This is a genomic window from Blautia sp. XA-2221 (assembly GCF_028767025.1).
Taxonomy (GTDB): Bacteria; Bacillota; Clostridia; order Lachnospirales; family Lachnospiraceae; genus Blautia_A.
The window spans coordinates 86,885-102,045 of the sequence record NZ_JAJQXX010000002.1 but is presented as its reverse complement, the minus strand read 5'-3'; the positions used below and the strand labels follow the sequence as shown (position 1 = coordinate 102,045).

17 protein-coding genes are annotated in these 15,161 nt (G+C 38.7%); 1 reads left to right on the top strand and 16 read right to left on the bottom strand.

Annotated elements, in window-relative coordinates; genetic code table 11:
- Positions 1–2: 2 nt before the first annotated feature.
- The 3 genes from LU279_RS02330 to LU279_RS02320 all read right to left on the bottom strand — a co-directional run bounded on the left by LU279_RS02330 (position 3) and on the right by LU279_RS02320 (position 4,310).
- On the bottom strand, positions 3–2,453 hold the full coding sequence (locus tag LU279_RS02330) for a methyltransferase domain-containing protein (RefSeq protein WP_274420674.1): 2,451 nt from the start codon (positions 2,451–2,453) through the stop codon (positions 3–5).
- 127 nt (positions 2,454–2,580) lie between these two features.
- Complete coding sequence (locus LU279_RS02325) at positions 2,581–3,705, bottom strand: MGDG synthase family glycosyltransferase (RefSeq protein WP_274420672.1); 1,125 nt, start codon at positions 3,703–3,705, stop codon at positions 2,581–2,583.
- On the bottom strand, positions 3,702–4,310 hold the full coding sequence (locus tag LU279_RS02320; RefSeq protein ID WP_274420670.1) for a glycerol-3-phosphate acyltransferase: 609 nt from the start codon (positions 4,308–4,310) through the stop codon (positions 3,702–3,704). The genes LU279_RS02325 and LU279_RS02320 overlap by 4 nt, the downstream gene beginning before the upstream one ends.
- A 361-nt stretch (positions 4,311–4,671) precedes the next feature.
- On the opposite strand from LU279_RS02320, the gene LU279_RS02315 reads away from it, so the two are divergent.
- The gene (locus tag LU279_RS02315) at positions 4,672–6,003 is read left to right on the top strand and encodes an MATE family efflux transporter (protein ID WP_274420668.1); all 1,332 of its coding nucleotides are present in this window, start codon (positions 4,672–4,674) and stop codon (positions 6,001–6,003) included.
- Between the two features lie 23 nt (positions 6,004–6,026).
- Here LU279_RS02315 and LU279_RS02310 read toward each other — a convergent pair whose 3' ends face one another.
- The 13 genes from LU279_RS02310 to LU279_RS02250 all read right to left on the bottom strand — a co-directional run bounded on the left by LU279_RS02310 (position 6,027) and on the right by LU279_RS02250 (position 15,149).
- Positions 6,027–6,479, bottom strand: coding sequence for a DUF5071 domain-containing protein (locus tag LU279_RS02310; RefSeq protein WP_274420666.1), 453 nt, complete (start codon positions 6,477–6,479; stop codon positions 6,027–6,029).
- A 295-nt stretch (positions 6,480–6,774) separates the two neighbouring features.
- Positions 6,775–7,029 (bottom strand): helix-turn-helix domain-containing protein, encoded by a 255-nt coding sequence (locus LU279_RS02305; RefSeq protein WP_274420664.1) that lies wholly within the window; start codon positions 7,027–7,029, stop codon positions 6,775–6,777.
- Positions 7,030–7,306: 277 nt separating this feature from the next.
- On the bottom strand, positions 7,307–7,774 hold the full coding sequence (locus LU279_RS02300) for a DUF5071 domain-containing protein (protein ID WP_274420662.1): 468 nt from the start codon (positions 7,772–7,774) through the stop codon (positions 7,307–7,309).
- A 44-nt stretch (positions 7,775–7,818) separates the two neighbouring features.
- Positions 7,819–8,928 carry a hypothetical protein gene (locus tag LU279_RS02295; protein ID WP_274420660.1) on the bottom strand — a complete coding sequence of 370 codons (1,110 nt, stop codon included), beginning with the start codon at positions 8,926–8,928 and terminating at the stop codon, positions 7,819–7,821.
- Between the two features lie 44 nt (positions 8,929–8,972).
- The gene (locus tag LU279_RS02290; RefSeq protein WP_274420658.1) at positions 8,973–10,208 is read right to left on the bottom strand and encodes a hypothetical protein; all 1,236 of its coding nucleotides are present in this window, start codon (positions 10,206–10,208) and stop codon (positions 8,973–8,975) included.
- A gap of 158 nt (positions 10,209–10,366) precedes the next feature.
- Positions 10,367–10,834: a DUF5071 domain-containing protein gene (locus tag LU279_RS02285; protein ID WP_274420656.1), complete on the bottom strand. Its 468-nt coding sequence runs from the start codon at positions 10,832–10,834 to the stop codon at positions 10,367–10,369.
- Position 10,835: 1 nt separating this feature from the next.
- A complete protein-coding gene (locus LU279_RS02280) occupies positions 10,836–11,198 on the bottom strand; it encodes an RHS repeat-associated core domain-containing protein (protein WP_274420654.1) in 363 nt (120 codons plus the stop codon).
- A 3-nt stretch (positions 11,199–11,201) separates the two neighbouring features.
- On the bottom strand, positions 11,202–11,471 hold the full coding sequence (locus LU279_RS02275) for a phage holin family protein (protein ID WP_274420653.1): 270 nt from the start codon (positions 11,469–11,471) through the stop codon (positions 11,202–11,204).
- A gap of 89 nt (positions 11,472–11,560) precedes the next feature.
- Positions 11,561–12,235: a hypothetical protein gene (locus tag LU279_RS02270; protein WP_274420650.1), complete on the bottom strand. Its 675-nt coding sequence runs from the start codon at positions 12,233–12,235 to the stop codon at positions 11,561–11,563.
- Positions 12,236–12,338: 103 nt separating this feature from the next.
- A complete protein-coding gene (locus LU279_RS02265) occupies positions 12,339–13,004 on the bottom strand; it encodes a hypothetical protein (protein ID WP_274420648.1) in 666 nt (221 codons plus the stop codon).
- A 32-nt stretch (positions 13,005–13,036) separates the two neighbouring features.
- Positions 13,037–14,233: a hypothetical protein gene (locus LU279_RS02260; RefSeq protein ID WP_274420646.1), complete on the bottom strand. Its 1,197-nt coding sequence runs from the start codon at positions 14,231–14,233 to the stop codon at positions 13,037–13,039.
- A 53-nt stretch (positions 14,234–14,286) separates the two neighbouring features.
- Complete coding sequence (locus LU279_RS02255; RefSeq protein WP_274420644.1) at positions 14,287–14,622, bottom strand: hypothetical protein; 336 nt, start codon at positions 14,620–14,622, stop codon at positions 14,287–14,289.
- 101 nt (positions 14,623–14,723) lie between these two features.
- A complete protein-coding gene (locus LU279_RS02250) occupies positions 14,724–15,149 on the bottom strand; it encodes a phage holin family protein (RefSeq protein ID WP_274420642.1) in 426 nt (141 codons plus the stop codon).
- Between the last annotated feature and the right edge of the window lie 12 nt (positions 15,150–15,161).

Sequence of the window (15,161 nt, the reverse complement as noted above, 5' to 3'; positions counted from 1 at the left end):
TTTTATTTACAGGTTTTCAGCATAAACATCGGTGTGGGATTATAAAACTCGTCCTTTTCCACATAAATCCTGCTGCTGATTCCAAGATCCACAGAAAATTCCTGAAGCTTCATTGCTCCCAGAGTCTCCAGATCCCAGGCCGGACGGCTGTAGGAACTGATGGGAAGCTGACGCTTGATCTCCTCACATTCTCTCATCATCTCATCGCCAACCTCCTGATGGGCATGATTGTCCGGAAGCTCTGACAGATCTGTAAAATCACTGAGCCCGTAATTTGCATCAAAATTCAAAAGTGTGCCGCCTTTTTTCAGTACGCGCACCCACTCTCTGTAAGCACGTTTTACATCCGGAAGCGTCCAGGTAAGATTTCGGGAGATCACCACATCAAAGCTTTCATCTTCAAATCTCAGATTTTCCGCATCCATTACAAGGAACTCGCAGGCTGTTTTTTCCTCTGATGCAAGTATTCTGGCATTTTCAACCATATCAGGCGTCAGATCCACACCTGTAACCTGATATCCTTCTTTTGCCAGAAGTACGGAAAAAAATCCCGCCCCGCAGCCTACGTCAAGGATTCTGAGAGTTCTGTCCCGGGGAATCTGCTTTTTTATTTCATAAAGCCACCGTTCAGCCATAGAACTATGAAGCTCTGCCCTTTTGTGTTCCAGAAAATCTTGGCTTCTTTTTTCCCAGTAGCTTACAATTCTCTCTTTCCTCTCATCATAGGGATTTACAATCTTTCCATAGGCGATCATCGGCCCGTCCCCCAGTACCTGAAGCGTACCGGTCTGATACAGGATCACACCGTCATACTCAGCCACGCTCAGCTCCAGAAGACCACCTTCATAATCCCGAACTTCACCCAGAATCTCCCCTTCCCGTATCATATCACCGGGCTTTTTAAAGGGATACCACAGCCCGTCCCCGGAAGCGTCCTGATAACAGATATCTGTAACCTCCAGAGGATAATAAGTTCTATAATCCTTTTTTCCCTGATAAATTCCCAGGTGGCAGAGAATATTTCTTACATCTCTCCTTGTAGAGCGTACTTCTTCACTGGTCCAGGCTCCCATACCGCCCCGCTCAATGAGAATACTGGGTATTCCCTGAGAAGCAGCATAGTTATAAGAGCCCCCTGACGCCACATTGGAACGGACCATGTAGGGTACGTCCACCTGCTCCGCCATACGTCTTGACTGACTGACTGTTTCTTCATCTGCCATGCCCGCATAATACACGTAAGGAGTCAGCTGTTCATAATCATCCCCACTATGCAGATCCATATAATAATCTGCTGCCGGCTGAAGTTCATGGGAAACTGCCCATGCAAGACGTTCCATTTCTGTGCCTGTGGGATTTCCGGGAAATTCTCTGTTCAGATTTTTCCCGTCTGTCAGTCCCATACTTCCATTTCTATGCTCAAAGGCCGGAACATTAAGCGCTTTTACAATAATTATGGTACCTGCCACCTTCTGTATCTTCAGTTTTTGCGACAGCTCAATGGCAGCCTGTATCCCCACATATTCGCCCCCGTGCACTCCCGCAGTGATCAGTATGGTTTTTCCCGGTCGTGTTCCATGAAGTACAGCAGCCGGAAGCCGGAATTCACCATGTCCCAGTTCCAGATAACCCGTCCATACTTTTCCAGGCTCCACAGAAATATTATTCAGGCAAAAACTTTCTCTCTTTTTTCCGGAAAGAAGAAAAATGGGAGTGGAGCCATTATTTATGATCTCTTCTTCTGTCCATACCTGTTTCCACACTTCTGTGTCGCAGCTTATGTCTGTCAGTCCTGCATTTTTCAGAGTTTCCACATCCCATTGAGGTCGTTTCTGTCTGCTTAAAGGAACCTGTCTGGCAATAGACTCCATCCGTTCAGTGTCTGTTCCTGTATAATAATCTTCCAGATTTTTTTCTTCCACCCTCTGACGATCCTTCTCGTAACCGCTGCGCTTTTCCTCATCATAAAGATGACCGTACCAATCTGCGTCAAAATTACACAGAAGTCCTCCCGGTTTCAGCACACGTATCCATTCCTCATACGCCTGTCCCGGATTTTCCAGATTCCAGGTCACGTTTCTGGAAAATACTGCGTCAAATTCGCAGTCTTCCAATTCCAGATCCTGCGCGTCACTGATCTTCCAGATAATTTTTTCCGCAAACACTCCTGTATTCTTTTTTGCCTCTTTCAGCATCTCCTCTGTAACATCTGCTGCAGTTACCTGATATCCGGCTTCCGCAAGAAGCAGAGCAAAAAACCCCGGTCCGGTTCCCACATCAAGAATCTTCAGTTCCTCCGGTTTCTTTCCCGGAAAGTTCTCTTCAAGAAGAGAAAGAAGCTTGTTCTTCCACATATTTCGTCTGGCATCTGCCAGCTCCTGCTGATTATATTCTGAATAGCCCTCTGCACGCTGCGTCCAGTAGGCATGGATTTCTTCTTTTAACGTATTCATGATCCCTTCTGCTCTTTTCTGTCCTTATGTTCTTTTTATAAAAAAGAAGTTCCTATTTTATAGATGGTTTTATTATATAAAAAAAGAAATCCCTCCTGCAACCCTCCCAGGGGGATTTCTTTACTGTTCAGAAATTGTCTCTTTTCCTGATTTCTCTGTTGATAAATTTATACAGTCTTTCCACGGCTTCTCCGTGAATCTGTTTTTTCTGAGCTCTAACCATCTCGTCAGCCGCCTCAGGATCGTTCATAAGCTGGATTCCTTTTTCCACCTGTCCATTGAGGGTGAGCGCAGACCAGCTCATGCCTGCCTTCATAAAAAACCTACGGTTTACTGTCTCGCATCCGGGAATAGGCGCCGTGTGGATCATCGGCACACCCGTCACTGCCGCTTCTGTAGATGTCAGGCCGCCCGGCTTTGTAAAAAGAACATCACATGCTTTCAGATACAGAGACATCTGAGTAGTAAATCCAAGAATCTGCACCCGAGACTGTTTACAGAACTCTTTTTTCAGTTTCTGCTCCGCCTTAGTATTGCTTCCGCAGATAACAAGAATTTTTTCCTGAGATGTGCCTTCCAGAAGTTTTTTTACAAGCTCGGAAAGATCTCCGGCTCCCATACTTCCTCCGGCTGCCAGAAAATATCTGCCTTCCGGATCAAGTCCCAGCTTTTCTCTTGCCTGTTCTCTGCTTATCTTTCTTCGACAATTCTTTGCCACAGGAATTCCAAAAGCCAGAAGTTTCTCAGCAGGAATCCCCCGTCTGATACAGGATTTTTTCAGAGCTTCATGAGGAAGCACATAATAATCACAGTCTGTTTCCTCCCAGAAGGGAATACAGGTGTAATCTGTCATGACTGCCACCGTAAGCGGAAGCTTCAGACCTTTTCGCTTCATATAAGTAATTGTTTCTGCAGGATAAAGATGCGGCATGATCAGCACATCAACCGGATGTTCACGTAAATATCCGTCCAGATACTTTGCCATTCTTCCATTAATATAGTACACAGGAGATTTCTTCAGCAACCGGCTGGCTATCATTCCCAGCTTATAAAAAAGGCCAAAAAGTCTGGGAGTTTTTTTGACGATCTGAACATATCCGTCCCCTACCAGACGCGAAACTCCCTCTCCTGCAAGACAGAGATAATCCAGCACATATGCCTCGTCACCTCGCTCCTGCATTTCCTCTGCAATCGCCCGGGCTGCAGAATTATGCCCGCCTCCTGTATTGCAGGACAAAATCAGTGCTTTCATTCAAGTTTCCCTTCCTCTCCTCGCCTGTATGCGGCATTTGCCTTCAGACAATGTTTATGTATTACAATTCCCGACATCAGGATACATCCGGACAAAACTGTTCTGTTGGGCACAGTCAGCATAACAGTAGCGGCGAAAATCAGGAATGTATATACGCTCTTTCTGGTGTTAGATCTGGCAGGTATTGCGATAATAAACAGCAGATACCAGAAAATCAGAGCTGCCAGCGGCTGCCACAGAGGAAGCAGCCCGATCAGTACGCCAAAAGATACTGCAATCGCCTTGCCCCCATGGCCTTTCTGAAACAGAGAATGAGCATGTCCGAACACAGGCGCTGCCATTACCAGCGCAAACATCCAGGAGTTTATCCCCAGCGCTCTTGCACACAGCGCAACCGGAATCGCTCCCTTTCCCAGATCTGCCAGAAGAACCAGTATCCCGCAAAAAACGCCTCCACAAGCAAATGCATTAAATGTTCCCGGGTTTCCATCCTCAGACTCTGTCTGAACATCCACGCCCCTGAAGATCATGGGAATCAGACGTCCAAATAAAATGCTTCCTGATAAAAATCCCATAATTACATAGAAAAAATATCCATATTTCATAATCCAACCTGCTTTCCTGCTGCAAATAAAATTTCACAGTCAGTTCAGACCCGCATCCGTCTTCTCTTCTGATTTCTGAATGTCTATTTTCCCGGTCACAGATTTTTATAAATTTCCTATCACCTGTCAAAAAATTTCCTGTTACAACACTCTACTCATACTGACTGTTAATTTTTCTGCAAGATACCCCCAGTGTATCACAACAAAAAAATACACGCAACAAAAAGACAAACCGCTCTTGACGGCACAGCTTATGCCATGCTACAATGTCACCTGTCCAAAACAGAGTGTGGACTTTTTTGGCTAAGCCACTTTTCGCCATAAAAGCCTTTTTATAAACGAACAGACAAGAGGAATGTAAATGAACAATACTTTTATGAAAGAAAAACCAGTATTTCCTCTGATCATGTCCATGGCTCTTCCCATGGTGATCTCCATGCTGGTAAACTCTTTATATAATATAGTAGACAGTTTCTTTGTTGCGCAGATCAGTGAAGATGCCATGACAGCCCTATCTCTGGTCTTTCCCATCCAGAACCTGGTCAATGCCATTGCCATTGGTTTTGGCGTGGGAATCAGCTCACAGATTGCCTTTCATCTGGGGGCAGGAAATAAACACAATGCAGATATTGCCGCTACTCACGGCACAATCCTGTCCGCTGTACACGGACTGATCATGATGATTGTCTGTACCCTGATCATGCCGTCTTTTCTGGGTCTTTTTACACCGGATAAAAAAGTTATTGATCTGGGTGTAAGATATTCCGGCATCGTTTTTGCCTTTTCTGTTGTGATAGGGCTTGACCTTGCTTTTGACAAAATTTTCCAGGCAGTCGGAAGAATGAAAGTTACCATGTTTTCAATGATGTGCGGCTGTATTACCAATATTATACTGGATCCGGTTCTGATCTTTGGCCTTGGTCCTTTCCCTGCGCTTGGAATTGAAGGCGCTGCTCTGGCAACAGGTCTTGGACAGGTTTTAAATCTGATCATTTACCTGGTGATCTATTTCGCCCGCCCAATCCCGGTACGCCTCAGAAAAACATGTCTGAAACCAGACGGCAACATAGATAAAAAACTTTATGCTGTGGGAATTCCGGCAATTCTGAACATTGCGCTCCCCTCCCTTCTGATCTCCGTACTGAACAGTCTGCTTGCTGTCTACTCCCAGAGCTATGTGGTAATTCTCGGAATTTATTATAAGCTTCAGACCTTCCTTTATCTTCCTGCCAACGGAATCGTCCAGGGTATGCGCCCTGTGATCGGATATAACTATGGAGCAGGAGAACACAAACGTGTGAAAAAAATCTATATGGTAACGCTTGCCATGAGCAGCGTCATTATGATCATCGGAACAGTTGTCTGTCTGGCAGTTCCCGGACAGCTGATGGGACTGTTCACCTCCAATGCGGAAACCATCCTTGCAGGAAAAACAGCTCTCCGGATTATCAGCGCCGGCTTCCTGGTTTCTGCTGTGTCCGTTACAACCTGCGGCGCACTGGAGGGAGTTGGAAAGGGAACTCCTTCTCTTATCATCTCTCTGTGCAGATATGTACTGATCATCATTCCTGCCGCCTTCGTCCTCAGCAGAATTTTGGGCGCAGTAGGAGTATGGCATGCCTTCTGGATCGCTGAAGCAGTTACTGCAGTTGTAGCCGGCCTGATCAGCCGTAAAGTAGTATGGGGACATTAATTGTCCCCATTAAATTTAGTAGTCTAATTCCCCCAATAAGATTCATAATATTTTTTCAGTATTTTCTGGTATTTTTTTTCAAGTGCATCATAAAGCTTTTTATTTTTTAGAAGATATGACATATAAGTCAGCCATTCATTATCTTTTAGCAGGAGTGCCTGCTTTACCCGATAACCAACCGCATGCACTAGCAACTGAGAATCCATTTTTTCCAACCTCTCCATGATCAAAAATGCTCCCGGCCAGTTGAGATCCTGCAGCCACTCCAACATCTCGCATATGTATGTATCTAATTCTTTATCTGTTTTTTCACATATTACTTTTGCGCAATTTTCCCATGACCATTTATATTCTATAGGTTGCATAAATACAGATAAGGATTTTATCTTTCTCGCTTCTCTAAGGGCAGCTTCCTGAACCTCTGTCGGTTGATCCTCATCCATCATTTCAAATAAAGTATCAATATCTACTGCCATGCCAATATCCTCCATTCCCCAATACTATTCTCCCTGGCCCTGCACTGCCTGCTCTTTTTTAAACAATCTGAAAATCAGACCAAAAATTACTGCCAGATAAAACAAAACGGTAAGATTCCAAAAAAGAAATACGCCATCCAAAATACCGCTGCTGCTAAATATTACCCCAACTATACTAAATACAGCTTACCACTATATTTACAGCCCGGTCAATAAAAATAACGATGTTATTCTAATATCTTTATATCCTTTTTTATAGAGAAAACAGCTGAATCCCTAACTATTTTCTCTCACATCATAAATATCTGAACCTCCAGTCCTTGTCATCTTCCAACCCCAGGATCACATTTACCGGAACTTCCAGAACTCTGGATAATCTCATTAAAAAGTCCACGTCCATTTTCGTTATCCCGTTCTCAATCCGCGAAATTGTCATCGTTGACACATCCATAGCCTCTGCAAGAGATTCCTGACAAAAATCACAGCGCTTCCGCAATTTTCGTATCCTTTCTCCCATTTCAATTCTCTGCTGATTAAATTCCTTCTGCATCAACTGTTACCCCCTCCAGATTTTTCTTCTGTAAAATAAAATATAAATCATGCCCTCCTCTCTTATATGCAAACATTTGTTTGTATATATTTTATAGGAAACATATGTTTGTGTCAACCCAATAAAACGGACTGAACTATATTTATTTAAAAACATTTTGAAAACGCTTACGCTGTTTTTCATGAAATCCCTTAAAAAAGCGTACAAAAAGGAAGCAGCAGGGGAACCGCCTCCTTGAAAATCCATATTCTGATATTATTATTTACAATCAAACTAATCAGTAGTCTAGTTTTCCCCAATAAGATTCATAATATCTTTTCAGTATTTTCTGATATTTTTTTTCTTCAGAAAGTGCATCATAAAATTTTTTATTTTTTAGAAGATATGACATATAGATCAGCCATTCATTATCTTTTAGCAGGAGCGCCTGCTTTACCTTATAAATAGCATCATACACCAATAACTGAGGATCCATTTTTTCCAGCCTCTCCATGATCAAAAATGCTCCCGGCCAATTAAGATCCTGCAGCCACTCTAGCATCTCATATGTGTAATGATTTAATTCTTCATCCGTTTTTTCACATATTACTTTTGCACAATTTTCCCACGACAATTTATATTCTACAGGCTGCATCAATACAGATAAGGATTTTATCTTTCTCGCTTCTCTGATAGCCTCTTCCTGAACCTCTATAGGCTTTCTCTCATCCAACATTTCATATAAAGTTTCAATATCTACTGCCATATCAATATCCTCCATCCCATTTTACAACTACACTTTTTACTGCTTTAGTCCAGATTCATAATCTTTGTAAAAATATCTCTCATTCTTTGGTAATCTTCTGTTTCCTGATTCTCCCCTCTTTTAGAAATGTATATTTTTTGTTCTTTTAATACAATTCCTGCTGTAAATACACAAATAGATTCATTCCCACTATTCTGCCGAGTTATCATATCTATTAAAATTGGTGATAATTTATCTACATAAAAAATGCTTGTCATACATATTGGCGCTGCCGGAAGTCTATCTATATGTTTTTTTACAAATTTTTTTAACTCTTCATTCAATCGTTTTACATGTCTCTCGGTAAGCTCCGAAAGATAAAGTTGTACTAATATCTGAGTCCTGTGATTTTTTTTATCCTCATAAATATGTACAGATATTTTGTCATGTATATCATCTAAAGATATTTCTCCCGTTTCCACTATTAACTTATAATAATTCATAAACGCCCAACTGGCTGTTTTCATTAAATTTTTCTCTTTCAAAAAAGTTTTTATAATTTCTATCTTTTTTGAATGATTTTCAGATGTCTGAAATATCTCACCGTCAATAAATAGCTTATAAAGTTGTTTTCTACTTCGATTTAAAATATTATTATATTTCCAACTTACAAAACAATGAAAAATTGCGCCTGATATCATACATGCATATGTGAGCACATAACAAAATAATAAAAACCTTGACATATACATTTGCTCTAAACAGACCCACTTCACAACCGAAACCAAAGATAATGCAATAAAAACAAAAATTTCTATTAATGCCTGAATTTGTAAAACATAAAATCCTTTTAAATTTGACATCCATTTTATTTTTTTATGTTTTACTATATATCCATATCGAAACAATGGATTAGACTCGTCTTCTCTTTCTGCTATTTGCGCATTCATACCAGAAAATCCTGGTATGATACTATTACGAGCCGGAAACCAGTGAAGAAAGATAATCAAAAGAATACTTAAATAGTTATATGCTATCCTCTTACTGATCATATTTGTTCCAATAAAATCAGTTATACATAAAATTGCACCAATAGTGCTTATAATTAGGATAAAAGAAAGCAGACTATATGCATCCATCTCAAACGCTCTTTTTTTATTATCTTGTCTTTTCATACCCCGTTTCCTTCCTGTAATTTTAATTAAATTACTCCGTTGCGCTAATTTAAATTTATTGGACCCATATGATACTGTTCTTTTTTATATCTCTTTCTCAATTCTTCTTTAAATACTACTGTTGATGGATACATAAGTGAAAGTTCCTCAAATATCTCAAATACCTTTGCCTTCATCTTTTGATATTCTTCAAATGCATTTCCCTTCCGGATTCCTGGAATATACATTTTTTCCTCATTTAATACAATTCCAATCGGCAAACAATGAAAACTCTTTCTTTGATGAATCGTTCCACAAAATATATCTTCAAATAACTTTGATTTTTCTTCTACATAAATGATATAAGTAACATGGGGAAAGCCAAAGGGAAGACTTCTCTGGGAAGCATAGCGGATTTCTTTATGAATAAACCGGTTCATCATATCCACATATTCCCGTGTTAATCGTTTCTGATACATTTGAACTAATATCTGCACACTATTGTCATCACGATTCTCTTCTATATCCATAATCAGATTATGCTTCATATTAGTTTTCTGTCCAAAAAGTAATTTCCCTTCCCCCTGAAAACAATCTCGAAATCCCCTTACAGTATCATATAACATCGTAATATAATCCAATGTATTTTTATAATGAATCACATCATAATTGTCGTTAGGAATTGCCTTTTTGCACACCTCTTTTTCTTTATAAAAACCTTTTTGCTTTTTTAGTCTTTCTGATTTAATGATCCAGTCATAATATGCCGAAAAAAATAATGATACTGCTATATTTATAAATACCCATACAATAATTATCCCATCTGGCCATAGTACAGTATATTCAAGTCCTATTTTCTTAAACTTTACAGAAATAAAAATAATATAAATCAGTCTTATCAGTATAACTGCCATCTGTATGATCGCTATGATCTGACAAAAATAATTCCCTCTTAGCTTTGCCATTCTGCCATTATAATTTTTTCGAAAATGTCCTTTTGCATACAGAGGATTAGATACGTCATTCCGCAAGCCAAGCCAACTCTGTTTGTCAATGACAGAGCCTACCTCATTTTCTTTCCATCTTTTAAAACCATATCTCCAATACCCGCCCAACATCCCAGGCAGCAGAACAGTATATAACGGAATTCCCAAATGAAAATGCCATTTCCATTTGTCAAGTGCCCATCCCCAAAACAACAGTAATGCTAATAATATACTGTCTGTAATATCCAGCTTAATAAACTCCACTACTTCTTGGCAAAGTATTTTGATAGTTCCTTGTTTTCTTTCCTTTTTCATATGTACTCCCCCATGGACATTTTACCACTTTATCATAATATCATCCGAGAAAAATGACTTTTGTAACTTCACTCTTCTCGGATGAGTCCTTTTTATAAGTCTCAAAACCGCCTCCTTCAAAACTAATTTTCTGATATTATTATTTACAATCAAGCTAATCAGTAGTCTAATTTTCCCCAATAAGATTCATAATATCTTTTCAGTATTTTCTGGTATTTTTTTTCTTCAGAAAGTGCATCATAAAATTTTTTATTTTTTAGAAGATATGACATATAGATCAGCCATTCATTATCTTTTAGCAGGAGCGCCTGCTTTACTGCACAAATGCTAGCGTCCAACAACAACTGAGGATTCATTTTTTCCAGTCTTTCCATGATCAAAAATGCTCCCGGCCAATTAAGATCCTTCAGCCACTCTAGCATATCATATATATAACTGTTTAATTCTTCATCCGTTTTTTCACAGATTACTTTTGCACAATTTTTCCACGACAATTTATATTCTATAGGCTGCATAAATACAGATAAGGATTTTATCTTTCTCGCTTCTCTGATAGCGTCTTCCTGAACCTCTATAGGCTTTCTCTCATCCAACATTTCAAATAAAGTGTCAATATCTACTGTCATATCAATATCCTCCATCCCATTTTACAACTACACTTTTTACTGCCCGAGTCCAAATAGAATTTGAACCCGTGTCTTTTTTAACTTCTTCAACTGCTGATTTATCCGCACAGATAAACCTTCTCAACTCCGGATCATAATACCGGTTCTTCAAGTAGTACATCCCTGTTTCTTTGTCGTAGTAGTATCCTCTGTAGCGAAACAGGTTCTGCTGGCCTACAGTGTCCTTCAGGCTTCCGGTAATGCTTAAAATCTTACCCCAGCTGTCATAAGTATAGTTTACCACCGTGTTTCCAGCTTCGTCAATGAGAGTAGTAATATCATTCGGAAGCTTGTGCAATCGTAAAACACTGGATGTTCTTTCCATTATTCACCCCGGCAGGCTTTCTGATGTATCTTTTAATATATCTACTGCCTTTTTTATCATGGAAGGATAGGAACTCCCATCAGTCCTGCTCTCCAACGCTCCGTTAGGTGACTTCGGACTTTTGCGAAACACAGCCGGAAGTATAATTCCACCTGTAAACCAATCCAAAACCATGAAGATCAATAATGTCTTTAACACGGTATCCCAGCCTCCAAACAGTTCCGCTACCGTACTGCCTAAAAGGGCAAGTACTGTAAAAATCTTATATTTCATGCTCGTTTTCCTCCATTTCTCATGAAATTCTCTTAAAAAAGAGTACAAAAAAGGAAGCGGCAGGGGAACCGCCTCCTGATTACTATTTATCATCTGTTTTCCGACAATTCCCTCCAATCTACTTCTATCTCATAATCATCAATGTAAAGTTTATAATCTGAAGGCACCTCTTTTAAATAAGAGTAGTATGTGCTAACATTTAAGCCCTTTCCCAGTTTTGATCCAAAATAAATAAAATTACTATTCTCTGAATCTTTAACATTTCTCTTTTTCCATCCATTCTCTGTCGAATCATGCAAGAAAATATAACAACTATCTGTATTTCCATCCCATATAATGCCCGCCCTATAATCGGCTGTATTTTTGTCCATTGCTGAATTTCCTGCTACATTTCTGCCTAGTGAAAAATCTTTGGGAAGTTTCCACTTATCTTTTCTTTTCTCATAAATGTTCACGTATAGTATTCCCTCATCAGATTCGGGCACAAATGCTGTCTCTTCTCCAATAAGCGGATGTCCTTGTTGCTTCGTTTTTCCATAAAATGAGATTGCTTTTTCCAGAGAAGTAAAAGATATTGTATTACGGACTATATTTGTAAGAAAATATGATGCCAGCATAATAATGGAAATACACAATATCCATTTTCTTATCTTTCCTGTTACAGCCTTTTTCTTCTTTCTGTTAATCAGCCAGGCAGCGGCGCAGCAGACCACCCAGAAAAACATTATATTTCCGATTATCGTGTCAAATCGCTGAAAATCCAATTCCCTTATCTCCTTTTCTATTTCTCAAATATCTTTTCACATCAGAATAACCACATTATTATCTTATAGATCCCAGAAAATCAATCTTTTCCAGACATTTTCACTAATTATCTTTTAGTAACTTTTCCCAATCTACTTCTATCTCATAATCATCAATATAAAGTTTATAATTTGACGGCGTATCTTTTAAATAACTGCAATAAAATTTATTTACTATACCTTCTACTGGTTTCGAACTAATATATGTAAATCTGCTATTCTCTGAATCTCTTACATTCCTCCTTTTGCAATCCTGGCTTATTGTCTCCCAAAGTATTATATATCGGCCATCTGTGTTTCCTTCCCATATTACACTAACCATATATTTGTTTGTATTTTCATCTATATCATCATGCATTGAATCTTCATGTAAAATCCAACAGGGAAGTTTCCATTTATTTTGTTTTTTATGATAAATGTTTAATTCCAATCCGTCATTAAGTTGAGGAACAAGGGCAGTTTCTGTTCCTATAATCGGCTCTCCCTGAGACTTTGTATTTCCATAAAATGAAACTGCTTTTTCCAGGGAGGCAAAAGATATAGTACACTTGACTAAATTTAACATAAAATATCCTGCAAAAACAATAATCGAAATACATATCATCCGTTTTTTTAGCTTTCCTGCTGTGGCTTTCTTCTTTTTTCTGTAAATAAACCAAATAGCAACACAGCAGATCACCCAGAAAAGAGCTATAGTTTCCACTATCATTTCAAACTTTTGAAAATCCAATTCTTTTGCCCCCCTAAATAATGTTATTCTATTTACAACTCCTCTGAATCCTCATATCCCCAATAGCTTCTATGATTGTTACACTCCTTCAATCCCATTAACTTAAGAAAATCTGCTCGCATTTCTATATATTTTTTCCGTTTTCGTTTCATAATACCAGAACATTCCAAAATTCTTAGGGACGGTTTTCCAGAGTATATCTTACCATTATCAGAAATCCCTTCAAATTTGAGTACTGCTACCAAACGGTTTCGCCTTTTTTGTGGATTTACAGATAAAACTTTCCAAAATCTTTCTTCTAGTTCCTGGTTTCCCTGTTCCACACAGAGTAAAAAACTCAATGAAACATTATCCGTTTTATACTTATTCTCAATACATCGAACCCAGAAATCTGCAAAAATCTCGTTTTGTCTTTCCATAACCTCTTCTGAGTAGGTTTGTATATATACTACCTGAAATATCTGTAATTCCCCTTTTTTTACACGAAGATAACTATCTGTATATCCACTATATGTTTTAACAGTATTTATATACTGATATCCCATCTTCTGTGTGGATTCCATCAAATTTCCTCTTATTTTCTCCTTAGGAACGCAATAATTGCAATCAAAAGGTCGATAGTAACCAAATCCATGAGGCTTTGCTATATATCTGAACGGCATCCAGATTCCATGTAAATCCTCCATATAACTGAAGTCTTTATAATATCGTCTTCCATAATAATTAAAAATTATTATCCAGATAATATTACAGATCCAAAACAATATCCCCATACTATGAATCATAAGTTTCGAATAGAAAAACACTGGCATCCTGAACACTATATCCGAAGAAACAATAGTAGGTATCCTAAGCATAACAACACGCTCACTCCAATCTACAGGACAGAACTGATAAGTAAAAATAATAATCCAAATACTTACCCAAAAAACAATAATAGCCACTTGACAATAAAATATCCCTTTTAGAAATGACCAATATTCCGATTTTTCTGCATCCTTTCTGAAATACCCTCTGACATATAACGGATTATAAGAACTTAATTCTCGGTCAGTATTTATTATATTTTTATCAATTTGTGGTTTTAAATATACACCTGACAAAATGCATCCTATACAATAAAAATAATACTTATCATCATATGCAAACCATGTCATTGCCAAATTTAAATTTATAAAATATACTACAAACCACACAAATATGTATGTAACTGACCTTGGCTTTTTCATCTCCATCCCCCTTTTTCATATTGGCAGGTTTTTGTCCCTGCCAATATCAATTTCTAATACATATAAACTATTGTATCATCCATAAATACCATTCTAAAACTTGTACGTGAAGGAGTTCTATGCGTCTCTCTTTTTATCTTATTAGAAATCATTGTACTTGCTGCATAACTTCCTGCTGTCCATATAGTTGCTTTAAACATACCTCCTATATATCTCCGATTCTCCTCTTCTAAACGAGGTTTTTTTCGAAACTCTGACAGATATTCTTTTTTTATCTGTATTTTTTTATCTGTATGATCTCTCGAAAATTTTAAATAATCATTTATTTTTAGTGTTTCTCCTAATTTGTCAAAGCCTAAGCTCAGACCTAAATCTACCCCAGCTGTCATAAGTATAGTTTACCACCGTGTTTCCAGCTTCGTCAATGAGAGCAGTGATATCGTTCAGAAGCTTGTGCAATCGTAAAAACACTGGATGTTCTTTCCATTGTTCACCCCGGCAGGCTTTCTGATGTATCTTTTAATATATCTACTGCCTTTTTTATCATGGAAGGCATAGGGACTCCCATCAGTCCTGCATTCTCCACAATAGAAAGTACCTCATTTGCAATAAATCCAATGCACACTGCATTTCTTATATATTCCACTCCCAGAACCATATCCAGACGGGCTGCGATCAGAACATATAACAAAGTCATTCCCTTTCTGCAAAGCCCCTTCCATCCGGCTCTGCTCTCCAACGCTCCGTTAGGCGACTTCGGACTTTTACAGAATACAGCCGGAAGTATGATTCCACCTGTAAACCAATCCAAAACCATGAAGATCAATAATGTCTTTAACACGGGATCCCAGCCTCCAAACAGTTCCGCTACCGTACTGCCTAAAAGGGCAAGTACTATAAAAATCTTATATTTCATGCTCGTTTTCCT